A 25413-nucleotide genomic window follows, 5' to 3' on the forward strand; every position below is an offset into this window, starting at 1 on the left:
TCATCGGCAGCGGTATCCCGGACGCGCCGATACCTGGGCGTCCGTCAGACCTTTCACACAGCACCGGGTGACTGCCTTACACTGCGCGGCATGAAAAACATCCCCCATACGCAAATCGCGGAACCCGCAGTCACGTGCTCGACCTGCGCTGCCTGCTGCTGCCAGCTCGAAGTCATGCTGATCACCGACACGGGTGTGCCTGAACGGTTCATCGATACCGATGACTGGGGCGGGGAAGTCATGCTGCGCCTGGACGACGGCTGGTGTGCCGCACTGGATCGCAACACGATGATGTGCACCATCTACGAAAAACGTCCGCTGATCTGCCGGGAGTTCGAGATGGGCGCACCGGAATGCATCGACGAACGCCTGGGGATTTCGACGGCGTATCGCTGAACTGAAAGCAAAGCGCCCCCCTGTGGGAGCGAGCTTGCTCGCGATAGCGGCTTCAAATTCAACATCAATGTTGGCTGATACACCGTCATCGCGAGCAAGCTCGCTCCCACATGGGACCTTGGTGCTTACAACGGCATCGTGTAATGCAATGCGTAACTCTCTACACCATCGTTCGGAGTGGTGATCCCGGCGTTGGAATAGTGCGTCGCACGAACCCCGACTTCATGTCCGCCGGCAAAGCGCAAACCGAATCCAAAGCGGTCTTCAAACTGGAAGGCGCTGCCCAGATCGCTGCTTTCGACTTCGGTGCTGGCAAACGCCGCCACGCCAATCCCGAACTCGATGTAGGGTTTGACGTTCTGGCCGGCAAATTCATAGACGAGCACAGGCGAGAACGACAGGCTGTGGTTACTGGATTTCTCGTCACCCTCCCAATAGGTATAGGCGCCATCCCAGTAACCGGTCAGACGACCCACGTCGCTCTGCCACCAACTCTGGTCCCAGGCGAATTGCATGCCCAGTCGATACGTCATGGTCGAATCGCTGGTCTGACCAACCGCGAACTCCACACCTGCCGCCTGCGCAGTAAAGGTGTGCCCCATTAATGTGGCCGCAATCGCGGCCAAGCAGAATAGTCGCTTCACTAGAAACTTCCTTTTCCGAACGATTTCGTATGATTTTTTTGTTGCCTGGCCCAGCAAAACTATAGAAGTCAGCGATTTATCAGAAGTTCACCCCGATTTTTCGTACTCCCCCCAGACAGCCTTCTACCTGTTGAAGCTTCGCACAACGCCAGAGGTATTCCACAGTATCGGCAAGATATTTCTGAAATGAAGCGGATCAGCGCTGGTCCAGAACTGCGCTTCACGGGCAGGCCCGGCGGCAAGCAGTTCGCGTTCGGCCAAAAGCCGCTGGAGTTGCCGCGCGACGGCGGCTCCGGTATCGATCAGGCTGATGTCCGCGGGGATCATCTGCCGGAGCATCGGTTTGAGAAAGGGGTAATGGGTACAGCCGAGAATCAGGGTGTCCGCGCCAGCCGCCAGCAGTGGCTCGACATACCCGGCCAACAGCTGACGCAGCTCGGCGCTGTGCAGGTCGCCGTTTTCAATCAGCTCCACCAGCCCGGGACAGGGCTGGGTGATCACTTTCACATCCGTGGCGAAACGGTCGAGCAACGCGGCGAACTTGGCGCTCTGCAAGGTGCCAGTGGTGGCCAACACCCCTACCACGCCGGAGCGCGTCGCGGCGGCGGCCGGCTTGACGGCCGGCTCCATGCCGACGATGGGCCAATCGCGATAGTCGCGACGCAAGTCGGCGACGCCGGCCACCGTTGCCGTGTTGCAGGCCAGCACCAGGGCCTTGGCGCCCTGCTGCTGAAAGAAATCGGCCATCACACTGCAACGCTGCTGGATAAATTCCGGGGTTTTCTCGCCATAGGGAACATTGCCGCAATCGGCGACGTACATCAGCGTCTCGTTGGGCAGCAAGCGCTGGATCTCGGCCAGCACCGAGAGCCCACCGACACCGGAGTCGAACACGCCAATCGGCGCTTCACGCATGTTTCGAACCACAGACGCTACAGCCCGGATCACGCTTGACCCGCAATTCGCGAAAGCGCGTGCCCAAGGCATCGATCAGCAACAGGCGCCCCACCAGTGGTTCACCGAATACGGCCAGCAACTTCAGCGCTTCAAGCGCTTGCAGGCTGCCGACCAGTCCCACCAGCGGCCCGACCACGCCGGCCTCGCTGCAGGTCAGTTCGGCTTCGCTGCCGTGCCCGTATAAACAGTGGTAGCAAGGACTCTCTGGCCGACGCGGATCGAACACCGACAGTTGGCCTTCGAGGCGAATCGCCGCACCGCTGACCAGCGGTTTGCCGGCTGCCACGCACGCGGCATTGACCGCTTCACGGGTGGAAAAATTGTCCGAGCAATCGAGGACCAGATCCACCCCGGCCACCACGGCGGCCAGGGAGTCTTCGTCCAGCGCCGCGCGATGGGCGATCAACCGGACCTCGGGATTGATCGCCGTCAGGCGCTTGATCGCTGAATCGACCTTGCCCATGCCGATGCTGTCGGTGTCGTGAATGATCTGGCGTTGCAGGTTGGTCAGGTCGACCGTGTCGAAGTCCGCCAGGTGCATCTCGCCAATGCCGGCGGCCGCCAGATACAGCGCCACTGGTGCGCCAAGGCCGCCGAGCCCGACGATCAATACGCGGCTGTCCTTGAGCCGCAACTGGCCGTCGATATCGATGTGTTGCAGCAGAATCTGCCGACTGTAACGCAGCAACTCCTGATCATTCAGCACGGCAGGCGCCCCAGACTGATGCGTTGGTGACCGCCCAGATCGGTGCGGCTGTGGACTTCTTCAAAACCGCGGGTCAGCAGCAGATCGCGGACCGCCTCGGCCTGATCGTAACCATGCTCGAGCATCAGCCAGCCGCCAGCGTCGAGATGATCCGGCGCCCGGGCGACGATCAGACGCAGATCGTCGAGCCCGTCGACACCGGCCACCAGGGCGCTGGCCGGTTCGAAGCGCACATCGCCCTCGACCAGATGCGGATCGGTCGCTGCAATGTAGGGCGGATTGCTGATGATCAGCTCAAAACGCTGACCTTCCAGGGCACTGAACCAATGGCTGCTCAGCACCTTGGCGTTGTTCAGGTGCAGACGCTGGCGATTGCGCTCGGCCAGGGCCACCGCTTCCAGCACGCGATCCACAGCAGTGACGCTCCAGGCCGGACGCTCGCTGGCCAACGCCAGGGCAATCGCGCCGCTGCCAGTACCGAGGTCGAGCACTTTGGCCGGTGTGGCCGGCAACAGTTCCAGCGCAGCTTCCACCAGCAGTTCGGTGTCCGGGCGCGGGATCAGCGTGTGTGGTGCCACTTCCAGATCCAGCTTCCAGAAACCTTGCTGGCCGAGGATATAGGCTACGGGCTCGCCGCTGCGGCGGCGCTGCAAATACTCGGCGAACGTCAGCGCCGCTTCGCTCGGCACGATGCGTTCCGGCCAGGTGTGCAGGAAACTGCGGGACTTGCCCAACGCCGCCGCCAGCAGCAATTCGGCATCCAGACGCGCCGTCGGCGAGTCGGGCAAATCGGCGGCACGCAACAAACTGGCGATGATCGTCATTTACTCACCTATCGCCGCCAGTTGATCGGCCTGGTACTCGGCCAGCAACGGCTCGATCACCGCCTCGACGCCGCCAGCGAGGATCTCGTCGAGGGAATACAAGGTCAGGTTGACCCGATGGTCGGTGACCCGGCCCTGGGCAAAATTGTAGGTGCGGATGCGCTCGGAGCGATCACCGGAACCGACCAGCAGCTTGCGTTCGCTGGCGATGGCGTTGGCCGCGGCGGAGGTCTGCTGATCGTTCAGCTTGGCCGACAACCAGGACATCGCCCGGGCGCGGTTCTTGTGCTGCGAACGTTCTTCCTGGCACTCGACCACGATGCCGGACGGCAAGTGAGTGATGCGGATCGCCGAATCGGTCTTGTTGACGTGCTGGCCACCGGCGCCGGAGGAGCGATAGGTATCGATGCGCAGATCGGCCGGGTTGATCTCGATGGCCTCCTGTTCGTCCGGCTCGGGCAATACCGCCACGGTGCAGGCCGACGTGTGGATGCGGCCCTGGGATTCGGTCGCCGGAACCCGCTGCACACGGTGCGCACCGGACTCGAACTTGAGCTTGCCGTAGACGTTGTCGCCCTCGACCCGGGCAATCACCTCTTTATAGCCGCCGTGTTCGCCCTCGTTTTCCGAGAGAATCTCCACCCGCCAGCCACGACGCTCGGCGTAACGCGAATACATGCGGAACAGGTCGCCGGAGAAAATCGCCGCCTCGTCGCCGCCGGTGCCGGCACGGATTTCGAGGAACACGTTGCGCCCGTCGTTCGGGTCCTTGGGCAGCAACATGCGCTGCAGGTCGGCTTCGAGCGTGACCAGGCGTTCCTTGGCCTCGCGGACTTCTTCCACGGCCATTTCACGCATGTCCGGGTCGCTGTCCTTGAGCAGAGCCTGGGCGCCCTCGAGGTCATCCTGCACTTTCAGCAGTTCTTTATAGGTGCCCACGATCGGTTCAACTTCCGCGTACTCCTTGGAATAGGTACGGAACTTGTTCTGATCGGAAATGACCTCGCCGTCGCCCAGCAGGGCGGTCAATTCCTCGAAACGGTCCTGGAGAATATCCAGCTTATTGAGCAGTGACGCTTTCATTGCGGTTTTTTATCCGAAAAGCTATCCGATGAGCCCTCACCGAGGGCAAAGAGTTCCTGGGCCATCGCCAGCGCATCCAGGCGACCTTCGGCAGAGAGCTTTTTCAACTGCACGCTCGGTGCGTGCAACAGTTTGTTGGTCAGCCCGCGAGCCAGTTGCACCAGCACTTCTTCGGCGCTGCTGCCGTTGGCCAGCATGCGCTGGGCCTTTTGCAATTCTTCGTCGCGCAGGCGTTCGCTCTGTTGACGATAGGCCTTGAGCACGTCCACCGCCGCCAATTCACGCAGGCGGACCATGAAGTCTTCGGCGCCGACCGAGACCATCTCTTCGGCGGCCTGGGCAGCGCCCTGGCGGCTCTTGAGGTTCTCGGCGACCACTTCGTGAAGATCGTCGACGCTATAGAGGTAAACGTCGTCCAACTCGCCGACTTCCGGTTCGATGTCGCGGGGAACGGCGATATCCACCATGAAAATGGGTTTGTGCTTGCGCAGTTTCAAGGCGCTTTCCACTGCCCCCTTGCCCAGGATCGGCAACTGGCTGGCGGTGGAACTGATGACGATATCGCTGCGCACCAGCTCTGCCGGAATATCCGACAGCAACACCGCATGGGCACCGAACTGTTCGGCCAGGATGCTCGCGCGCTCCAGGGTACGGTTGGCGACCACGATGCGCTTTACCCCCAGGTCATGCAGATGGCGGGCGACCAGGGTGATGGTTTCGCCGGCGCCGATCAACAAGGCCTGGCTGCGTTGCAGGTCGCTGAAAATCTGTTTGGCCAGGCTCACCGCGGCAAATGCCACCGACACCGGGTTCTCGCCGATGGCCGTGTCGGTGCGCACCTGCTTGGCCGCGTTGAACGTGGCCTGGAACAGCCGCCCGAGCAATGGCCCGATGGTGCCCGCCTCGCGAGCCACGGCATAGGCCGACTTCATCTGGCCGAGAATCTGCGGCTCGCCCAACACCAGCGAGTCGAGCCCGGAGGCCACCCGCATCATGTGACGAACTGCCGCATCATCTTCATGCACATAGGCGCTTTCGCGCAGCTCGTCGTAGCTCAAATGATGATATTCGGCCAGCCAGCGCAGCACGACGTCCGCCGACAGGTGATCCTGTTCTATATAGAGTTCACTGCGATTGCAGGTGGAGAGGATCGCAGCTTCGCGGCTGTCGGTGAGTCGGCAGAGCTGCTGCAAGGCCTCAACCAGCTGCTCAGGGGTAAAAGCCACGCGCTCGCGGACGTCTACTGAAGCAGTCTTGTGGTTAATACCGAGTGCAAGGAAGGCCATTCAAAGTCGCTGATGGTGACGTGAAGCCGGCAATTGTCCTACTTCGACGGAATCAGAACAACTACTCGATATCTATCGCGCCGGTAGGCGACACTCACGTTGCGAGCAATTCTCGTTTCGGCTCTTTGTAGGAGCTGCCGCAGGCTGCGATCTTTTGATCTTGAAAAGCAAAGTCAAAAGATCGCAGCCTGCGGCAGCTCCTACAGGGGCATCGCGAAAGTCCGGGGATTGGGTAAATTGGCGGGCCGGTTATGTTTGGCCTAAAGCTTGTGTCATGATGATCCGACCGCAGGTTAGTCGTCCTCTTCCTATATGAATAGATCTTCCGCGTTGCTCCTCGCTTTTGTCTTCCTCAGCGGCTGCCAGGCCTTGGCACCCGTTTCGTCGGACGGTACGCCGCCGGTTGAAGACAGCACCCCGGCCCCTGAAAAGCCGAAGGTCTACAGCTCCTTCAGCGAGGAAACCGTCTTCAGCCTGTTGAGCGCCGAACTGGCTGGCCAGCGCAATCGTTTCGACATTGCCCTGGACAACTATGTGACCCAGGCCATCAACACCCAGGATCCGGGCATCTCGGAGCGGGCATTCCGTATCGCCGAATACCTGGGCGCCGACCAGGCTGCCCTGGACACCGCGCTGATCTGGTCGAAAAACGCCCCCGACGACCTCGAAGCGCAACGCGCCGCTGCCGTGCAGCTGGCCCGCGCCGGGCGTTATGACGACTCCATGGTCTATATGGAGAAAGTCCTGCAAGGCAAGGGCGACACTCATTTCGACTTCCTGGCGCTGTCGGCGGCCGACACCGACCAGGACACACGCAACGGCCTGATGAAAAGCTTCGACCGCTTGCTGCAGCGCCATCCGAACAACAGCCAGCTGATTTTCGGCAAGGCGCTGCTGATGCAACAGGATGGCGACACCAAAGGCGCACTGAAACTGCTGGAAGACAATCCGCCGGACGACGACGAAATTGCCCCGATTCTGCTGCGCGCACGCCTGCTGCAAACCCTCGATCGCGGTGACGAGGCCTTGCCGCTGCTGCAGAAAAGCATCAAGAAATACCCGGACGACAAGCGCCTGCGCCTGACTTATGCGCGGATGCTGGTCGAACAGGACCGCATGGACGACGCCAAGGCCGAGTTCTCGAGCCTGGTTCAGCAGTATCCGGAAGACGACGATCTGCGATACTCCCTGGCACTGGTCTGCCTGGAAGCCAAGGCGTGGAACGAGGCCAAGGGTTATCTTGAAGACCTGATCGCCCGGGACAGCCACGTCGACTCGGCGCACCTGAACCTCGGCCGCATCGCGGAAGAACAAAACGACCCGCAAGGCGCATTGAACGAGTACGCCAAGGTTGGCCCGGGCAACGATTTCCTGCCGGCGCAATTGCGTCAGGCCGACATCCTTATAGAAAACGGCAGGACCGCCGAAGCCCAAAGAAAGCTGGCAGCAGAGCGCGACGAGCAGCCGGATTACGCGATCCAGCTGTACCTGATCGAAGCCGAAACCCTGTCCGCCAACAATCAGGGCGACAAGGCCTGGAGCGTTCTGCATCAAGCCCTGGAGCAATACCCGGACGATTTGAACCTGCTCTACACCCGTGCCATGCAGGCGGAAAAACGCAATGACCTGGCGCAGATGGAAAAAGACCTGCGTACGATCATCAAGCGCGACCCGAACAATGCCATGGCGTTGAACGCCCTCGGCTACACCCTGTCCGACCGCACCACGCGCTACGCCGAAGCCAAGGCCCTGATCGAGCAGGCACACCAGATCAGTCCGGAAGACCCTGCGGTACTCGACAGCCTTGGCTGGGTGAATTACCGCCTGGGCAATCTCGACGAAGCCGAGCGCCTGCTGCGCCAGGCCCTGGAACGCTTCCCCGACCAGGAAGTCGCCGCGCACCTGGGCGAAGTCCTGTGGGCCAATGGCAAACAGCGCGAAGCCAGACAGGTCTGGGGCAAATTCCTCAAGGAACAGCCTGACAGCCCGACCCTGCGTGGCACAATCAAACGCCTGACCGGATCAGAGACTCTTTAAGATTATGTTTTTGCGCCATTTCATCGTTTTCGGTTTTATCGCCCTGCTCGCCGGTTGCGCAGGCCTTGGTCCCCGCGAGTCGGTCGAGGGTCATGGCAACGCCGCCCAATGGCGCGAGCACAAACAGCAACTGACCGGCCTCGATGGCTGGCAGATCGACGGCAAGATCGGCATTCGCGCCCCGAAAGACTCGGGCAGCGGCACGCTGTTCTGGTTGCAGCGCCAGGATTACTACGACATTCGCCTGTCCGGACCACTGGGCCGCGGTGCGGCTCGCCTGACCGGACGTCCGGGCAAGGTGTCGCTGGAAGTCGCCAACCAGGGACGCTACGACGCGCCGAATCCGGAAGTGCTGCTCGAAGAACAGCTGGGCTGGAAGCTGCCGGTGTCCAATCTGGCCTGGTGGGTACGCGGGCTCCCCGCGCCGGACAGCAAAAGTCGCCTGACCCTGGATACCGACAGTCGCCTGGCCAACCTCGAGCAGGATGGCTGGCAGGTCGAATACACCGACTACACCCAGCAAAACGGTTACTGGCTGCCCGAGCGCATCAAGCTGCATGGCACCGACCTTGACGTCACACTGGTGATCAAGGCCTGGCAACCACGCAAACTGGGGTCATGACATGCCAGCCAATCGCCTGACTTTGCCGTCTCCGGCCAAACTCAATTTGATGCTGCACATCCTGGGTCGCCGCGAAGATGGCTACCACGAACTGCAAACGATGTTTCAGTTTCTCGATTACGGCGACGAAATCACCTACGCCCTGCGCGATGACGGTGTCATTCAGCTGCACACCGAGTTCGCAGGCGTGCCCCACGACAGCAACCTGATCGTCAAGGCCGCGAAAAAACTTCAGGAGCAATCCGGTTGTTCGCTGGGCGTCGATATCTGGATCGAAAAGATCCTGCCCATGGGCGGCGGCATTGGCGGCGGCAGTTCGAATGCCGCAACGACTTTGCTCGGCCTCAATCACCTGTGGCAATTGGGCTGGGATGAAGATCGCCTGGCTTGCCTGGGATTGACCCTGGGCGCCGACGTCCCGGTTTTCGTTCGTGGTCATGCGGCTTTCGCCGAGGGCGTGGGGGAGAAACTGACCCCTGTCGACCCCGAAGAACCGTGGTATCTGGTGCTGGTACCGCAAGTCTCTGTAAGTACGGCAGAAATTTTTTCAGATCCGTTGTTGACACGTAACACTCCTCCCATTAAAGTGCGCCCCGTTCCCAAGGGAAACAGTCGAAATGACTGCTTGCCGGTGGTAACAAGGCGTTATCCAGAGGTACGTAACGCTTTGAATTTGTTAGGTAAATTTACCGAAGCAAAACTCACCGGAACTGGAAGTTGTGTGTTTGGGGGCTTCCCAAGCAAAGCTGAAGCTGATAAAGTCTCGGCCCTTCTGACAGAGACCCTTACAGGTTTTGTAGCAAAAGGAAGCAACGTTTCGATGTTGCATCGCAAGCTTCAAAGTCTGCTCTAAAGGAACCGATTACCGGGTAATCGTTGCAACAGATACAGGGGCGTCGCCAAGCGGTAAGGCAGCAGGTTTTGATCCTGCCATGCGTTGGTTCGAATCCAGCCGCCCCTGCCATTTTCCTATACTCATCCAGGTTACCCTCAGCCTTCAGGTACTGCGCGTGTCCAAGATGATGGTCTTTACGGGGAACGCTAACCCCGATCTGGCTCGGCGTGTCGTACGTCAGCTGCATATCCCTCTCGGTGACATCTCTGTCGGTAAATTCTCCGACGGCGAAATTACCGCCGAGATCAATGAAAACGTCCGCGGTAAAGACGTCTTCATTATCCAGCCGACTTGCGCTCCGACCAACGATAACCTGATGGAACTGGTAGTGATGGCTGATGCCTTCCGCCGCTCCTCGGCTACTCGTATCACTGCTGTTATTCCTTACTTTGGTTATGCCCGTCAGGATCGCCGTCCGCGCTCCGCACGTGTGGCTATCAGCGCGAAAGTCGTGGCTGACATGCTTACCGTAGTCGGCATCGACCGTGTTCTCACGGTTGATCTGCATGCTGACCAAATCCAGGGTTTCTTCGATATTCCGGTAGATAACATCTACGGCTCCCCGGTTCTGGTGGATGACATCGAAGATCAGCGCTTCGAAAACCTGATGATCGTGTCCCCGGACATTGGTGGCGTCGTGCGTGCACGTGCCGTTGCCAAATCCCTGGGCGTGGATCTCGGGATCATCGACAAACGCCGTGAGAAAGCCAATCACTCTGAAGTGATGCATATCATCGGTGATGTCGAAGGGCGTACCTGTATTCTGGTCGATGACATGGTCGATACCGCCGGCACCCTGTGCCACGCGGCCAAGGCCCTGAAAGAGCATGGCGCTGCCAAGGTTTTCGCCTACTGCACGCACCCTGTGCTGTCGGGTCGGGCAATCGAGAACATTGAAAATTCCGTGCTGGACGAGCTGGTGGTGACCAACACCATTCCGCTGTCCGCTGCAGCACAAGCCTGCGCGCGTATCCGCCAACTGGATATCGCACCGGTAGTTGCCGAGGCGGTCCGCCGCATCAGCAATGAAGAATCGATCAGCGCGATGTTCCGCTAAGGGCCCTGCCCTTCTCGAAATGTCTCGTTGACGAAAAGCGCCCCGCCCCGGCATTCCTGTCGGGGCGGGGCTTTTTTGCCCATATCGCCTTTAGCGCTGGTCGCAAACGCTGGGGCGAGTGTGGTTATTTTGGAGATACAACATGAACGATTTTACTCTGAATGCTGAAGTGCGTTCCGACCTGGGGAAAGGTGCGAGCCGCCGCCTGCGTCGTCTCGCAAGCCTGGTTCCAGCTGTAGTTTACGGTGGCGACAAAGCCCCTGAATCCATCAGCATGCTGGCCAAAGAAGTTGCCAAACTGCTCGAAAACGAAGCGGCTTACAGCCACATCATCGAGCTGAACGTTGGTGGCACCAAGCAGAACGTCGTGATCAAAGCCCTGCAGCGTCACCCGGCCAAAGGCCACGTGATGCACGCTGACTTCGTACGCGTAGTCGCTGGCCAGAAACTGACCGCGATCGTTCCAGTGCACTTCATCAACGAAGAAGCACCGACCAAGAAAGGCGGCGAAATCTCGCACGTTGTTGCCGAGATCGAAGTTTCCTGCCTGCCGAAAGATCTGCCTGAGTTCATCGAAGTCGACCTGGCTAACGCTGAAATCGGTTCGATCATTCACCTGTCGGACCTCAAGGCGCCTAAAGGCGTTGAGTTCGTGGCCCTGGCACACGGCGATGACAAGGCTGTTGCCAACGTCCACGCTCCACGTGTTGCTCCAGAAGCTGCAGAAGGCGCTGCAGAGTAATTTTACTCTGTACGCCGGAGTGACCGGAAACATCGCGGACTAGAGCATAGCGAGAAAGCGGGCGAGAACGCGGAGTTTACATCATGGTAAATGAGCAACTTTCGTCCACTTTCGCCGCTCTCCCTGATTGCGGCGATGTTATCCACCACTCCAATGAAGGGCCCCTATCGTGACTGCCATCAAACTGATCGTTGGCCTGGGAAATCCAGGCGCTGAATACGAACAGACCCGGCATAACGCAGGGGCCCTTTTTGTTGAGCGCATCGCGAACGCACAAGGCGTGAACCTTGTGGCGGACCGCAAATATTTCGGCCTGACCGGGCGCTATTCGCACCAGGGTCAGGATGTTCGTCTGTTGATTCCCACCACGTACATGAACCGCAGCGGCCAGGCCGTGGCGGCACTCGCCGGTTTCTTCCGCATCAAGCCTGAAGAAATCCTCGTGGCGCACGACGAACTCGACCTGCCTCCGGGCGTTGCCAAGCTCAAAGTGGGCGGCGGCCATGGCGGTCACAACGGGTTGCGCGACATCATTGCGCAACTGGGCAATCAGAATACCTTTCACCGCTTGCGGCTTGGCATTGGCCACCCGGGCGTTGCCAGTATGGTTTCAAATTTCGTCCTGGGTCGTGCGCCACGCGCCGAACAGGAAAAACTCGATGCCAGCATCGACTTTGCCCTCGGCGTGCTGCCGGATATCCTCGCCGGGGAATGGAACCGCGCGATGAAAAACCTGCACAGCCAGAAGGCCTGACTCACTCCTCGGGGAAAACACCATGGGATTCAATTGCGGCATCGTCGGTCTGCCTAACGTCGGCAAGTCCACCCTGTTCAACGCCCTGACCAAATCCGGGATCGCGGCCGAGAACTTCCCCTTCTGCACCATCGAACCGAACAGCGGTATCGTGCCGATGCCGGATCCGCGTCTGGAAGCCCTGGCAGCCATCGTCAATCCAAAGCGCATCCTGCCGACCACCATGGAATTCGTCGACATCGCGGGCCTGGTTGCCGGCGCGTCGAAAGGTGAAGGCCTGGGCAACAAGTTTTTGGCCAACATCCGTGAAACCGATGCCATCGCCCACGTGGTCCGCTGCTTCGAAGACGAGAACGTGATTCACGTCTCCAACAGCGTCGACCCGAAACGCGACATCGAAATCATCGACCTGGAACTGATCTTCGCCGACCTCGACAGCTGCGAAAAGCAACTGCAGAAAGTCGCGCGCAACGCCAAGGGCGGTGACAAGGACGCAGTGGTCCAGAAAGGTCTGCTGGAGCAATTGATCGCTCACTTCACCGAAGGCAAGCCTGCACGCAGCCTGATGAAGAACATGGGCACCGACGAAAAAGCGGTGATCAAGGGCTTCCACCTGCTGACCACCAAGCCGGTCATGTACATCGCCAACGTTGCTGAAGACGGTTTCGAAAACAACCCGCACCTGGGCGTCGTACGCGCCATCGCCGAAGAAGAAGGCGCCGTGGTTGTACCGGTGTGCAACAAGATCGAAGCGGAAATCGCCGAGCTCGACGACGGCGAAGAGAAAGACATGTTCCTCGAAGCCCTGGGCCTCGAAGAGCCTGGCCTGAACCGCGTGATCCGCGCCGGCTACGAAATGCTGCACCTGCAGACCTACTTCACCGCCGGTGTCGAAGAAGTCCGCGCCTGGACCGTGCGCGTCGGTGCCACCGCACCACAAGCCGCTGGTGTGATCCACACCGACTTCGAGAAAGGCTTCATCCGCGCCGAAGTGATCGCCTACAACGACTTCATCCAGTACAAGGGCGAAGCCGGTACCAAGGAAGCCGGTAAATGGCGCCTGGAAGGCAAGGACTACATCGTCAAGGACGGCGACGTGATGCACTTCCGCTTCAACGTGTAAGCCACACGCCCATGAAAAAGCCGCGTTTGATACGCGGCTTTTTTGTGCCTTGTTTTTGCTTTTCTGTGGGAGCGAGCTTGCTCGCGATAGCGGTGTGTCAGCCAACAAAGATACTGACTGACACTCCGACATCGCGAGCAAGCTCGCTCCCACAGGGGATTTGTGCTGGATCAGGACTTTTTCGTACGCGGCAGGAAGATCGCCAACACCCCCAGCAGCGGCAGGAACGAACACAGGTAATACACGTACTCGATACCGTGAATATCCGCCAGGTGCCCCAGCAACGCCGCGCCAATCCCGCCGAAACCGAACATCAATCCGAAGAACACCCCGGCGATCATCCCGACATTGCCCGGCACCAGTTCCTGGGCGTACACCACGATGGCCGAGAACGCCGAGGCGAGGATGAAGCCGATGACGACGCTCAGGATGCTGGTCCAGAACAGGTCGACATGGGGCAGCAACAAGGTGAACGGTGCAACGCCGAGGATCGAGAACCAGATCACGGCCTTACGCCCGATCCTGTCGCCGATCGGCCCGCCAAAGAATGTCCCCGCCGCTACCGCACCAAGGAACAGGAACAGGTGCAACTGCGAACTGGCGACCGACAGGTCGAACTTCTCGATCAGGTAGAAGGTGAAATAGCTGGTGAGGCTGGCCATGTAGAAATACTTGGAGAACACCAGCAACCCGAGCACCACCAGCGCGCTGGTCACTCGGCCCTTGGACAAGCCGTGAGTCGCTGCCTGACCTTGCTTGAGCTTGAACAGGTTCAAGTGGTTGGCGTACCAGCGGCTAATCCGGTACAGCACGAACAACGCAAACACCGCGAACAGGCCGAACCAGGCCACGTTCCCTTGACCGTAGGGAATGATGATCGCTGCCGCCAGCAAGGGGCCAAACGCCGAGCCCGCGTTACCGCCAACCTGGAAGGTCGATTGCGCCAGCCCGAAGCGCCCGCCCGAAGCCAGTCGCGCCACGCGGGACGCTTCAGGGTGGAAGGTCGAAGAACCGATGCCGATCAAGCCCGCCGCCAGCAGAATCAGCGGGAAGCTGCCGACCACCGACATCATCAGAATGCCGACCAGGGTGCACACCGTACCCGCTGGCAGCAGCCACGGCTTGGGATGGCGATCGGTGTAGTAACCCACCCACGGCTGCAACAGCGAGGCCGTCAACTGGAACGTCAGGGTGATCAGGCCGACCTGGGTGAAGGTCAGGCCATAGCTGGCCTTGAGCATCGGGTAGATCGACGGCAGCACCGACTGGATCAGGTCGTTGATCAAATGCGCCAGCGCCACCGCACCGATGATGCGCATTACCAGGGGACTGCTTTGGGGCGTAGCGGACGCCGGCACTGAGCCGGTCTGGGCGTTGCTGATAGCCATGGGAATTTCCAGACAACAGGAGGTACAAACGGGCAGGTGCGCCAATGTGCCATTTTTCAGTGCGGCAACGCCATCCCCTTAGCCTGCTAACGACCTCGGTTTTCATCGCCACACCATTGATGGCGCAACGCCATGGTCTGAATCTTGCCTACTTTGTCGGCTTGAACGCGGCTTCCTTACAAAGGAGGCCGACAATGGGAAGTTTCGCCACAGAGTCGGCCTACAGAGCAGACAAGGGTGAACTTTCGAGGCCTTTTTAGCGGGCACAAGTCGGCGGTGCAACAACCTCCGACGCACGCCAATGGTGCGTGGTGTCCAGAGGAGTCTTGGGGCATGCAGGCTTTTTTATCACCGGGGATCGCACTGCTGGGGCGATTTGGCTTCGCACGTAAATTTCAGCTGTTGTTTTTGCTGTTCATCCTGCCCTTGGCCGGCAGCCTGTGGATGATCGGCCAGGACTATCGCGACAAACTCAGCCTGATCTCCGGCGAACGCGCCGGGGTGCGGCAACTGCTGGCCCTTGACGCACTGGATGACCTGCTCACCGCCCAGCGCGATCGCGCCGCCCGCTGGCGCGCCACGGAAACCAATCGCCAGCCGACACCGGCCACCCTCGCCGCGATGGCCGCCTTCAATGCGGTCCAGCCCGCCGTCAGCCAGGCCACTGCCGAACTGGGCAATACCCTGCAAAAAGAAGCTGCCGAGAGCGAAACACTGAGCCGTTATCAGGCCCTGCAGACCGCCCTCGATGGCCTCGACTCAAAAAGCCTGGGCAGCGTCGGCTGGTGGCCGGATGGCTACGATCGCTTCACCAACGCCCTGAGCGCCCTGCAAGCCTTGCGCGAGCAGATCGCCATGGACAATCGCCTGACACTGGCACCCTGGCTGGAAACCTACTTGCTGACCCAGATCTCCACCCAACACGCACCCGACCTGATCGAACGGGTCGGTCGCTTGGCGGCGGTGGGCCAAGCGTCGGTAGTGTCCGGGCAGTTCACCCTGCAAAGCCGACTGCAACTGCGCGACCTGCGCAGCCGCATCGGCGATGCACGAGAGCAGCTTGTGAAAACGGCGGGGCTGCTCGAAGCGCGCTTGCCCAGCGCCCTGCAAACCTGGGCCGGGCAATACCATGACAGCCTCAAGCGCCTGGACTCAGGCCTGAAGGTGCTGGATGACGGCGTGTTCGGCGGCAGCATCAAACTCAAGCCCGAGGACTTCGAGCGCAGTCTCGACGCCCTGCTCTCCGACCTCGCTTCATTGCGCCAGCAGTCGCTGGTGTCGCTGGATCAACGCCTGGATTATTACCACGACTCGGCGATCCGCCAGTTCATTGTGGTGGCCGTCGTGTTCGGCTGCCTGCTGTTGGCCGCGCTGTATCTGTTCATCTGCTTGCAGGCCTCGATCCGCCGCAGCGCCAGCGGCATCACGGTACTGGCCGAGGCCTTGCGCGATGGCAATCTGAGCCTGCAAGTACCGATTCAGGGACGGGACGAACTGGCGGTCATCAGCACCGCGCTGAACGTCGCCGTGGTGCAACTGCGCACCAGCCTGCAAGGCGTGGATCACGAAACCCTGCAACTGAGCCACGCGGTGCAATCCCTCAACCATCACTCCAGTGACGCCCTGGGCGAAGTCGAAGCCCAGCAGTTGCAGATCAGCCAGATTGCCGCGGCGGCGACGCAACTGGCCGCCACCTCACAAGGGGTCGCCCACAGTTGCGAACAGGCGTCCGGCAGCGCCCAGCACACCCGGCGCATTGCCGCCGACAGCAGCCGCGACAGCCAGCGCACCACCGCGAGCATCCAGCAGCTCAATCAACGCCTGAACGAAACCGCTGCGGCATTGGGCCGAGTCAGCGAGCAAGGACAGCAGATTCAACTGGTGGTCGACACCATTCGCGGCGTCGCCGAGCAGACCAACCTGCTGGCACTCAACGCCGCCATCGAGGCGGCGCGAGCGGGCGAACAAGGGCGTGGCTTTGCGGTAGTGGCCGATGAAGTACGCAGCCTGTCGCAGCGCACCCAATCGTCGACCGCACAGATTGCCGGCACGGTCGACAGCCTGCGTCACACCGTGAACGAGGCCGTCAACCTGATGGAGGCCGCGTGCACTCAGGCAGAGAGTGATGCACAAGCGGTCACCGGCCTTGGCGAACGGCTCGGGGAAATCGCCAGTGCGGTGCAGAGTGTCACCGATACCCTGGCGCACATCGCCACGGCGGTGGAAGAGCAGGCCAGTACCGCCGACGAGGTCAGCGGAAATATCCAGCAGGTCGATCAGGCAGCGCTACGTTTGCTCGAAGGTGCCCGCGCGGTGAACCAGGCAGCGGACACCCTGAGTCAGGGCAGCAAAGCGTTAAGCGACAACACCGGGCGCTTCCGCTTGAGTTGAATCCGGTAGCCCTGCTCAGGCGCCCTTCACCCCTGCCTGGAAGGTAGATTTTGATAAACGGTTGAAAGCGCAGAGAAATATTTTAGATTTATGCTTGACGCATCCCCGTTACCGGTGAATAATGCGCGCCACTTGGCTACATAGCTCAGTTGGTTAGAGCATAGCATTCATAATGCTGGGGTCCGGGGTTCAAGTCCCTGTGTAGCCACCAAGTACTAAAAACGGCTTACCGAAAGGTAAGCCGTTTTTTTATGCCTGCGTTTTTTATGCCTGTATGTAGGAGCGAGCTTGCTCGCGATGGTCGTTAACGATAACGCGTGTTTACTGGTTAAACGCAGCGCTCTTGAGTCCATCGCGAGCAAGCTCGCTCCTACACGGTCGGCAATGCAGACAGCGCCCGCTCCCAGATCTGCCACGTGCGCAACCAGACCATCGACTGCCAATCGCTATCGGCCGGATAGAACTGCTCCAGCAGATTCAACTTGATCCCGCGCCCTGTTGCGTCACCCGGATTGCCATACAGATGCAGCCAGTGGTCATCGCGCAAATGGCGGTGAACGTCCGGCCCCGGATACGTTCCGCACTCGATGACGAAAGGCATCAAGCGCACCTGCGGCAGCGCATCGATCAACGCCTGCGAGGTGTAGCCGGTGGCCGTCGCCGCCACGCCGGTTTCGCTCAGGGTGTCGGCGCCGGTTTGCAGGCTGTAGAGCCAAGGCCCGTAGATCGCCTGCGCATCCGGCAGCGCCGGGTAGGCCGACTCGGTAATGGTCAGCAACATCGGATGACCGTATTCACCCGCGCCGGTGTGCAAGTCGAAACACATGGCCACTTCGGCATGGGCCAGGTGCTTTTGCACGATCCGGTGCAGCGTGCGGTTTGACCAGCTCGGCGCCAGCCCACCATAGAACAGGCCATCGGGGTGAGCATGCTGGCCGCCCTCGACAATCGACATCACCGCTGGCCAGCCATGCAGGCGAATCTGCTCGTCGAGCAAGGCATCGGCACGCTCTCGCTCGGGGCCGTGCAACTGTGGGCAGGCATAGATTTCATGCAGGGCGCTATACGCCTGGTTGTCCGGCAGCGGGCGCTGGAAATCCAGGTGATTGCGGTTCAGGTCGATGTTGTCTTCGTTGACCCGGCGCAACCACGCCATGCCCCAAGGGTTGATGGCATGGATCATGACCACGGCCACATCCTTTGGCAGTGAACGCTTGCCCAACTCCTGCAGCCATTTGATCTGGCAGCCCGAACCATAGAAGCCCTCAACCCCGTGAGTGCCGCTCAGCGCAATCAACAGACGCTTGGCGCCCGGATCACCCAACACCGCCACATCGGTACTCAGAGATTCATCGAACGGACCTTTGAGCGGGTGTGGATATTCAGTCAAGGTTGCGCCTGCGGCAGCCGCTGCGGCCAGGAACTGTTCACGCTGGGTGCGGTAGCCGGGCTGGGTTGGAAACTCGGTGTGCATGTCTGCCTCTTGTTGATTTTCTGGCCTGCCTGTTGGCAACGACCCTACAGAAATTCCGGCCATTGATGAAGGACAAAAACGTCAGTGCCGTGGGACCCGGTTTGCGTCCCTCCCGGTCGGCCGATAAAGTCCACTGATCGTAGATCCAACGGACGGAGTACCCCACGTGTTCTCAACCTTCCCTTTGCGCCGCCATCGCCTGCCTGCCCTGGCACTGATTGTCAGTGCCTTGACCCTGGCCGCGTGCAACAACGCTTCGGTGCCGACGTTGCCGCTCGCCCCGGAAAGCGCTTCCGGTTTCCGCACTGACCTGAAAACTCAACACGCCGAGAAATTCATGGCAGCGGCGGCCAACCCGCTGGCGGCCGAAGCCGGGCGGGAGATGCTGCGCCGGGGCGGTTCGGCCATTGATGCCGCGATTGCGATGCAAGCGGTGTTGACGCTGGTCGAGCCACAGTCTTCGGGCATCGGGGGCGGCGCATTGATCGTACTTTGGGATGGCAAAGCCGTGCGCACCTACGACGGCCGTGAAACCGCCCCGGCCGGTGCCACCGAAAAACTTTTCCTGCAAGCCAATGGACAACCGATGGGCTTTACCCAGGCGCAGATTGGCGGCCGCTCGGTGGGCACGCCCGGCGTACTGCGTGCCCTCGAACTGGCCCATCAAAAACACGGACGCCTGCCCTGGGCGCAGCTGTTTGAACCGGCCATCCGGCTCGCCGAGCAAGGCTTTGCCATTTCACCGCGCCTGCACCAGTTGATCGCCGCAGATTCGTCCATGCCACGCTCTCCGGAAATGATGGCTTACTTCCGTAATGCCGATGGCAGCCCGAAAGCCGTTGGCACCCACCTGAAGAACCCGGCACTGGCCGCCGTGTTCAAACGCATCGCCCACGAAGGTCCGGATGCCCTGTACAAAGGCCCGGTCGCCGAGGAAATCGCCGCCAAGGTTCAGGGCCACGCCAACCCCGGCAGCCTGTCCCTGACCGATCTCGCCAACTATCAGGCCAAGGAACGCGCACCGCTGTGTACCGACTACAAGCGCTGGCAGGTCTGCGGCATGCCGCCACCGTCGTCGGGCGGGATCGCCGTGGCGCAGATCCTCGGTACGCTGCAAGCCCTGGAGGCTCGCGACAAGCGCCTGGCACTGGCACCGCTGAAACCGGTCAAGACCACAGCCCCGGCCGGCAGCGAACCCGACCCGCAAGCCGTGCACCTTATCTCTGAAGCCGAACGCCTGGCCTACGCTGACCGCGCGCAGTACCTGGCCGATAGCGACTTCGTGCCCGTGCCGGTCAAAGGCCTGGTCGACCCGGCCTACCTTGCCAGCCGTGCCGCCCTGATCGGCGAACGCAGCATGGGCACGGCCAAACCCGGCACGCCGCCGGGCATCCAGGTGGCCTATGCGCCGGACCGTTCGCCACTGCGGATTTCCACCTCGCAAGTGGTGGCCGTCGATGACGCAGGCGGCGCCGTGTCGATGACCACCACCATCGAGTCAGCGTTCGGCTCGCACATCATGGTTCAGGGTTTCATGCTCAATAACGAGATGACCGACTTCTCGTTCATCCCCGAGGAAAACGGGCAGAAAGTCGCCAACCGCGTCGAACCCGGCAAACGCCCGCGCTCATCCATGGCGCCGACCCTGATCTTCGACCGCCAGAGCGGCGAATTTCTCGCCACTGTCGGCTCCCCCGGCGGCTCGCAAATCATCGAATACGTGGCCAAATCCACCATCGGCCTGCTCGACTGGAATCTCGATGCGCAAGCGGCCATCAACCTGCCCAACTTCGGCAGCCGCAACGGCCCGACCGAACTGGAACAGGGCCAGTTCAGCCCCGCGCTGATTCAGGCGCTGAAAGACAAAGGGCACAGCGTGAGCGAAATCGACATGACCAGCGGCACCCAGGCGATTGTTCGGGTCAAGGACGCCCAGGGCAAAGCGTCACTGACGGGAGGTGCCGACCCGCGGCGTGAGGGGCAGGCGCTGGGGGATTGAGTCACGCGCTGGAGTGATGAAAGGCCTGCCAGTGAACAGGCCCTTTTTGGGGGGCTTGACTGGTCTGGAACTCACTTCATTTTCGACCCGGACGCGGTCCTTTGTGGGAGCTGGCTTGCCAGCGATGGTCGTCAACGATAACGCGTGTGATCTGGATAAACGCGGCGCACTTGCGTCCATCGCCAGCAAGCTGGCTCCTATGTATGGACTCGCCCCCACTTTCAACCTGCTTCTAAACACTGCTGCCCGGTTGCATCTATGTATCAGGCCTGTTTGAGGAAGCCTTGAACGGCTTCTGGCCAACATTGGATAAGCGCGCGGTATGCCGATTACAGTGAGGCCTCAAGGGCCGGTAGGAGCCCAGGCATCAATCCGCGACGGTCTGACCTGGGGTCAATGTTTTTTAGCATGGGTTGGAGCGGCTTAACGCCCCGGTGGCAGAACGCTATTGATCAGTGACTCATCGCCACCTCGGGGCCATTTCCCGGCCGGCGATGATAAGTCTGATCGTTTTGTAGTAGTACCCAGAGAATGCGCAGGTTGCGGTTGGCCAATCGCACTGCCGCCTCCTTGCGCCCCAGGCGGGAGATCCAACGCTGTAGACGTTGGTCGTCCGGCTGCTGTGAGTCAGATCGTATCTGCCTTAAAACAGCATGGGCTCCTTGGATCGTCAGACTGCGCAAGTAGGCATCGCCATGTTTGCACATCTTGCCCAGTCGGATTTTATCGCCGCTGCTGTGCTGGTTGGGCACCAACCCGAAGTACGCGGCAAACTGCCGGGCGTTGGCGAAGCGTTCAGGCTCGGTCTGCTTGGCCAGCAGCGCCGTGGCGATGATTGGACCAACACCGCGCACAGTCATCAGCCGCCTCGCTATCTCACTCTCTTTCGCCGCCGTTTCCAGTCGGCCGGTCAGTACGTTGACGCGTTCACCCAGTTGACTCCATTCACCCAGCAGTTCGGCGATCAGCTCGCGCAGTAGATCGGGCAATGGCTGGGTAACATCTTCCAATATCCGAGGCACGAGCTGGCTGATCGCCATTTCGCCCTGCGCCAGAGCCACGCCATGTTCCAGCAGCAAACCGCGCATCTGATTGCCCACCGCCGTGCGTCGCCGTATATATCCCTGTCGAGCTCGGTGCAGTGCCTGCATCGCGAGCGCCGCCGGGCTCTTGACCGGAACGGCTGAAATCGTGCTATCGCGGCCTGCACGTAGGATAGCGAACGCATCGTTGTGATCATTTTTCGGGCCACAGCGATGTTTGGCAACAAGCTGGGCCGGCAGGATGCGGACCGGATTGCCCTGTATTTGCAGTAACCGCGCCCACGCCTGAGCGCCTGGCCCGGTTTCCACCAAGACCGTCACACTCTCGGGAAGCTTGTGCAGAAATACCTGGAAGGCCTCGCGGGACTTGATTCGATCCTCGAATTTTACCTGGCCGAGAGCATCCTCCCCGGCGACCTGAAAGACCTTTTTTGCAAGATCTACCGCAACGGTCGTGCACGCCGACACGTCGGCTGACAAAGACTGATTGAACATCGTATGCTTTTTCATGGCCTCGCCCTCGCTGTCGTTGGCTTCTATAAGAATGCCACCGCGGCGCACAGACGCCTCGGCTTGGGCGAGTCCATTTAATTACAGTTTCGGCGTGGGCGCGTTCTTTTGTGGGAGCTGGCTTGCCTGCGATGGTGGTTAACGATAACGCGTGTGAACTGGATAAACGCAGCGCCCTTCAGCAGCGCACTTAACGACTGATCTTCAACCCCTGCCGAACCTGATGTTTTTCCAGCGCCAGTTCGATCAATCGCGTCACCAACTCGCTGTAGGTCATGCCCGTGGCCTGCCACAATTTCGGGTACATGCTGATGCGGGTGAAACCGGGCAGCGAGTTGATTTCGTTGATCAGCACTTCGCCACTGTCGGTCAGGAACACATCGACACGGGCCAGGCCGGAGCAGCCCAGGATCTGGAACGCCTCGACGGCCAGGGCGCGAATACGCTCGCTGGCCTCGACGCTGATATTGGCCGGCACTACGACTTCTGCGGCCGTGTCATCGATGTATTTGCTGTCGTAGGAATAGAACCCGCTGCGCACCACAATCTCGCCGCAACCACTGGCGATCGCCTCTTCATTGCCGAGCACTACGCATTCAATCTCGCGGCCGCTGACGGCAGATTCGATCAACACCTTGGTATCGAAACTCAACGCCAGCTCCACCGCTGCGCTGTATTCGGCCTCGTCGGTGACCTTGCTCACACCCACGGAAGAGCCCTGGTTCGCCGGCTTGACGAACAGCGGTAAACCGAGCCGGGACTGAACCTCGGCAAACCCGGTGCGCGCCGCCGAGGCGCGGGTCAATGTCACGAACGGCGTCACGGCCAGGCCGGCATCGCGCAGCAGGCGCTTGCTGATGTCCTTGTCCATGCAGACCGCCGAGCCGAGCACATCGGAGCCGACAAACGGCAGATCGGCCATGCGCAGCAAACCTTGCAGGCAACCGTCTTCACCCAGGGTGCCGTGGACGATCGGGAAGATCACATCGACATGGCCGAGCAGTTCCTGACTGCTGGTTTCCACCAATTGCTGGCTGGCTTTGCCCGGCACCACGGCCAGCTCACGATTGGACTGGTTGAGGGCGATCAGCGCCGGGTTTTCCTGATTCAGCAAAAAATTTGAAGGGTCGTTGAGGTGCCAGTGGCCTTGTTTGTCGATGCCGATCAGCACCGGCTCGAAGCGTGAGCGATCGAGGGCGTCGACGATATTCTTCGCCGATTGCAACGACACTTCATGCTCTGCCGAGCGCCCGCCAAAGATTATCCCTACACGCAGTTTTCTCATCGCCTGGCCTCCTGGTGAATGTGCTTACAACCTCAATAGTCGAAACCTTACGGCTGCAAGCTCTTGCCGTCCACCGGCTCGCCAATGGTCAGGAAGTGCCCGCCCGCCACGTGGTGCAAGGTGCGCAAGGCGTCTTGCCCTTCGAAGTGCCAGCGCCCTTCGCTGAACACGCGCTCGTCGGCCTGGGCAGCAATCACTTCGGCCAGGAACAGATCGTATTGCTGGTGATTGTTCGGCTCCGGCAACAGACGACATTCCAGCCAGGCCACGCAGCCCTCGAGCATCGGCGCATCGACCGACTCGCCGGTGAATGTCTGCAAGTCATAGGTCTCGAACTTGTCGCGCCCTTGGTCCTGGCTCAACTCCAGGCCGGAGGTCGAACCAACGGTCTGCACAATGTCGGCCTGGGCAGCGCAGGGAACATTCAGCACAAAAGTGCCCGAGGCTTCCAGCAACTGGCGAGTCCAGGTGGACTTGTCCAGCACCACGGCAATTTTCGGTGGTTCGAAATCCAGCGGCATGGCCCAGGCTGCCGCCATGATGTTGCGCCGGCCATCGTTGGCGGCGCTGACCAGCACGGTCGGGCCATGATTGAGCAGACGATAAGCCTTGGACAAGGGAACCGGACGGCGGTGGGAAGCGCTCATGGAAGTCTGCTCCTGGGGGAAAGGAGCCGATTGTAGCGCCCACGTAACCCTGTGGGAGCGGGCTTGCTCGCGAAAGCGTCAGTTCAGTCACGGTTGCGTTGAATGACACACCGCTTTCGTCGGAACGCCGCCCGGAGCAAGCCCACTCCCACCAAAAGCTGATCGCAGGTCAGTTAGTGAGTTGATTGGCAAACTGCCCCACCGCATTGACCACTTTCTGTGCACCGTCCTGGATCTCGACAATCACCGTGCCCGCTTCCGCCGCCAGCGCCAGGCCCTGTTCGGCCTGGAGTTTGCCATCGGTCATCAAGGCCACGGCGTTGCGCGCCATGTCCTGGTTCTGCCGCACCACGAGGACGATTTCGTCGGTGGCCTGGCTGGTACGCGACGCCAGTTGCCGGACTTCATCCGCCACCACGGCGAAGCCGCGACCCTGCTCGCCCGCACGCGCCGCTTCGATGGCCGCGTTGAGCGCCAGCAGGTTGGTCTGTTCGGCAATGCCGCTGATGGTTTTGACGATGGTGCCGATCACCAGCGACTGCTCGTTCAAGGCTTCGATGCCGTCGCCGGCGGTTTGCATGTGTTTGGCCAGGTCACGCATCACGTCCACGGCCTGGGTCACCACGGCGTTACCGCGCTGGGCGCTTTGGTCGGTTTGCTGCGAGGTGCTGTAGGCAATGTTGGCCGCCTCGGCGACGGCTTGCTCCTGATTGACCTGATCGGTAATCACCGTGGCGAACTTCACCACTTTGTAGAGCTTATTGTTGGCATCGACCACCGGGTTGTAGGACGCCTCCAGCCAGACCGCACGACCATGGCTGTCGACACGCTTGAAACGGTCGGCCACGTACTCACCCGCGTTCAGCCGACGCCAGAAGTTCTGGTACTCGGCACTGTTGTAATCCTCCGGCAGGCAAAAGGTACGGTGATGCTTGCCCTTGATCTGCGCCAAGCTGTAACCCATGCCACTGAGGAAGCGGTCGTTGGCGGTCAGCACGTTGCCGTTGAGGTCGAATTCGATCACCGCCGTGGAGCGCACCAGCGCACCGATCAGGTTCTCGTGTTCGCGGGAGGCCTCGATGGTGCGGGTCAGGTCGCTGGAGAAGATCGAGAAACACTTGATCCGACCGTCCGCCGAGCGCACTGGCTGCAGGATCGAACGCAACCACGCTTCCTGACCCGAGCCACGCAACAGGCGTACCGCACCGGCGAAGTGCTCGCCACGGGTCAACGCGCTCTTGAAGCGTTGCTGGAATTCGTCGAATTTCACGTGTTCCGGGACGAGGTCGTCGATGTGTCGGCCGATCAGGTCGGCGCTCTTGTAATGCATTTCGCCGAGGAAGTTCTGATTGACCGACTGAACCCGTCCATCGCTGTCGAGGGTCAGCACCAGCATTTCGCTTTCCAGACTTTCCTTCACTTGCTGGAGGCTGGAGAGTTCTTCACGAAGAGCCGACAGCTCCTGCTTCAAGCGTTTATTGAACATGGGAAAGCACCGATGGACAGGGATAAAAAGCGATATGCAGCCTAACCATCGGCCTTGGAAACAT

General features: G+C 60.5%; 22 protein-coding genes, 2 tRNA genes and 1 pseudogene. 12 read left to right on the top strand and 13 right to left on the bottom strand.

Annotated features, from left to right (window positions below):
- The first annotated feature begins 90 nt into the window (after nt 1-90).
- Entirely contained in the window at nt 91-396 is a 306-nt protein-coding gene (locus KSS91_RS24340; protein ID WP_217836349.1) for a YkgJ family cysteine cluster protein, read from the top strand.
- A 125-nt stretch (nt 397-521) separates the two neighbouring features.
- On the opposite strand, the gene KSS91_RS24345 is transcribed toward KSS91_RS24340, so the two are convergent.
- The 6 genes from KSS91_RS24345 to hemA all read right to left on the bottom strand — a co-directional run bounded on the left by KSS91_RS24345 (nt 522) and on the right by hemA (nt 5896).
- Nucleotides 522-1040, bottom strand: a complete 519-nt coding sequence (locus tag KSS91_RS24345) for an acyloxyacyl hydrolase (protein WP_217836350.1) — start codon at nt 1038-1040, stop codon at nt 522-524.
- A 123-nt stretch (nt 1041-1163) separates the two neighbouring features.
- The gene (gene murI, locus KSS91_RS24350) at nt 1164-1955 is read right to left on the bottom strand and encodes a glutamate racemase (RefSeq protein ID WP_217836351.1); all 792 of its coding nucleotides are present in this window, start codon (nt 1953-1955) and stop codon (nt 1164-1166) included.
- Nucleotides 1948-2703, bottom strand: coding sequence for a molybdopterin-synthase adenylyltransferase MoeB (locus KSS91_RS24355; protein ID WP_217836352.1), 756 nt, complete (start codon nt 2701-2703; stop codon nt 1948-1950). Before KSS91_RS24355 ends, murI begins: the two co-directional genes overlap by 8 nt.
- Nucleotides 2697-3527 carry a peptide chain release factor N(5)-glutamine methyltransferase gene (gene prmC / locus KSS91_RS24360; protein WP_217836353.1) on the bottom strand — a complete coding sequence of 277 codons (831 nt, stop codon included), beginning with the start codon at nt 3525-3527 and terminating at the stop codon, nt 2697-2699. Before prmC ends, KSS91_RS24355 begins: the two co-directional genes overlap by 7 nt.
- Nucleotides 3528-4610, bottom strand: a complete 1083-nt coding sequence (gene prfA, locus KSS91_RS24365) for a peptide chain release factor 1 (RefSeq protein WP_007973879.1) — start codon at nt 4608-4610, stop codon at nt 3528-3530.
- The gene (gene hemA, locus KSS91_RS24370; RefSeq protein WP_007973881.1) at nt 4607-5896 is read right to left on the bottom strand and encodes a glutamyl-tRNA reductase; all 1290 of its coding nucleotides are present in this window, start codon (nt 5894-5896) and stop codon (nt 4607-4609) included. Before hemA ends, prfA begins: the two co-directional genes overlap by 4 nt.
- 312 nt (nt 5897-6208) lie before the next feature.
- Here hemA and KSS91_RS24375 point away from each other — a divergent pair, with 312 nt between their 5' ends.
- The 8 genes from KSS91_RS24375 to ychF all read left to right on the top strand — a co-directional run bounded on the left by KSS91_RS24375 (nt 6209) and on the right by ychF (nt 13126).
- Nucleotides 6209-7933, top strand: a complete 1725-nt coding sequence (locus tag KSS91_RS24375; protein WP_217836354.1) for a tetratricopeptide repeat protein — start codon at nt 6209-6211, stop codon at nt 7931-7933.
- A gap of 4 nt (nt 7934-7937) precedes the next feature.
- Nucleotides 7938-8555: a lipoprotein insertase outer membrane protein LolB gene (gene lolB, locus KSS91_RS24380; protein ID WP_015096820.1), complete on the top strand. Its 618-nt coding sequence runs from the start codon at nt 7938-7940 to the stop codon at nt 8553-8555.
- A gap of 1 nt (nt 8556) precedes the next feature.
- Nucleotides 8557-9408, top strand: a complete 852-nt coding sequence (ispE, locus tag KSS91_RS24385) for a 4-(cytidine 5'-diphospho)-2-C-methyl-D-erythritol kinase (RefSeq protein ID WP_217836355.1) — start codon at nt 8557-8559, stop codon at nt 9406-9408.
- A gap of 36 nt (nt 9409-9444) precedes the next feature.
- Nucleotides 9445-9519: transfer RNA gene (locus KSS91_RS24390), tRNA-Gln, on the top strand.
- Between the two features lie 46 nt (nt 9520-9565).
- Entirely contained in the window at nt 9566-10507 is a 942-nt protein-coding gene (locus tag KSS91_RS24395) for a ribose-phosphate pyrophosphokinase (RefSeq protein ID WP_003171603.1), read from the top strand.
- Between the two features lie 142 nt (nt 10508-10649).
- Nucleotides 10650-11249, top strand: coding sequence for a 50S ribosomal protein L25/general stress protein Ctc (locus KSS91_RS24400; RefSeq protein WP_007973891.1), 600 nt, complete (start codon nt 10650-10652; stop codon nt 11247-11249).
- Nucleotides 11250-11418: 169 nt separating this feature from the next.
- The gene (gene pth / locus KSS91_RS24405) at nt 11419-12003 is read left to right on the top strand and encodes an aminoacyl-tRNA hydrolase (protein ID WP_007973893.1); all 585 of its coding nucleotides are present in this window, start codon (nt 11419-11421) and stop codon (nt 12001-12003) included.
- Between the two features lie 22 nt (nt 12004-12025).
- Nucleotides 12026-13126, top strand: a complete 1101-nt coding sequence (gene ychF / locus KSS91_RS24410) for a redox-regulated ATPase YchF (protein WP_217836356.1) — start codon at nt 12026-12028, stop codon at nt 13124-13126.
- 170 nt (nt 13127-13296) lie between these two features.
- Here ychF and KSS91_RS24415 read toward each other — a convergent pair whose 3' ends face one another.
- The gene (locus tag KSS91_RS24415) at nt 13297-14514 is read right to left on the bottom strand and encodes an MFS transporter (RefSeq protein ID WP_217836357.1); all 1218 of its coding nucleotides are present in this window, start codon (nt 14512-14514) and stop codon (nt 13297-13299) included.
- An 855-nt stretch (nt 14515-15369) separates the two neighbouring features.
- Here KSS91_RS24415 and KSS91_RS24420 point away from each other — a divergent pair.
- Nucleotides 15370-16905 carry a methyl-accepting chemotaxis protein gene (locus KSS91_RS24420; RefSeq protein WP_437179764.1) on the top strand — a complete coding sequence of 512 codons (1536 nt, stop codon included), beginning with the start codon at nt 15370-15372 and terminating at the stop codon, nt 16903-16905.
- Between the two features lie 134 nt (nt 16906-17039).
- Nucleotides 17040-17116 (top strand) — tRNA-Met (locus KSS91_RS24425).
- Nucleotides 17117-17275: 159 nt separating this feature from the next.
- Here the strand turns inward: KSS91_RS24425 and KSS91_RS24430 are convergent.
- Nucleotides 17276-18379, bottom strand: coding sequence for a DUF2817 domain-containing protein (locus KSS91_RS24430; protein ID WP_217836359.1), 1104 nt, complete (start codon nt 18377-18379; stop codon nt 17276-17278).
- 166 nt (nt 18380-18545) lie between these two features.
- On the opposite strand from KSS91_RS24430, the gene ggt reads away from it, so the two are divergent.
- Nucleotides 18546-20378, top strand: a complete 1833-nt coding sequence (gene ggt / locus KSS91_RS24435; RefSeq protein ID WP_217836360.1) for a gamma-glutamyltransferase — start codon at nt 18546-18548, stop codon at nt 20376-20378.
- 452 nt (nt 20379-20830) lie between these two features.
- Here the strand turns inward: ggt and KSS91_RS24440 are convergent, their stop codons facing one another.
- The 5 genes and pseudogenes from KSS91_RS24440 to KSS91_RS28905 form a co-directional block, all read right to left on the bottom strand.
- On the bottom strand, nt 20831-21889 hold the full coding sequence (locus tag KSS91_RS24440) for an IS110 family RNA-guided transposase (protein WP_217838401.1): 1059 nt from the start codon (nt 21887-21889) through the stop codon (nt 20831-20833).
- 232 nt (nt 21890-22121) lie between these two features.
- Nucleotides 22122-23216 carry a D-alanine--D-alanine ligase gene (gene ddlA, locus KSS91_RS24445; protein WP_217836361.1) on the bottom strand — a complete coding sequence of 365 codons (1095 nt, stop codon included), beginning with the start codon at nt 23214-23216 and terminating at the stop codon, nt 22122-22124.
- A gap of 47 nt (nt 23217-23263) precedes the next feature.
- On the bottom strand, nt 23264-23863 hold the full coding sequence (locus tag KSS91_RS24450; protein WP_217836362.1) for a flavin reductase family protein: 600 nt from the start codon (nt 23861-23863) through the stop codon (nt 23264-23266).
- 169 nt (nt 23864-24032) lie between these two features.
- Nucleotides 24033-24641, bottom strand: a complete 609-nt coding sequence (locus KSS91_RS28900) for a methyl-accepting chemotaxis protein (protein WP_263986916.1) — start codon at nt 24639-24641, stop codon at nt 24033-24035.
- Nucleotides 24621-25349, bottom strand: a pseudogene (locus tag KSS91_RS28905) (PAS domain-containing protein); the annotation flags it as partial. The gene KSS91_RS28900 and the pseudogene KSS91_RS28905, both read right to left, overlap by 21 nt.
- Nucleotides 25350-25413: the final 64 nt, after the last annotated feature.

It is taken from the genome of Pseudomonas azerbaijanorientalis (assembly GCF_019139795.1).
Classification (GTDB): Bacteria; Pseudomonadota; Gammaproteobacteria; order Pseudomonadales; family Pseudomonadaceae; genus Aquipseudomonas; species Aquipseudomonas laurylsulfatiphila.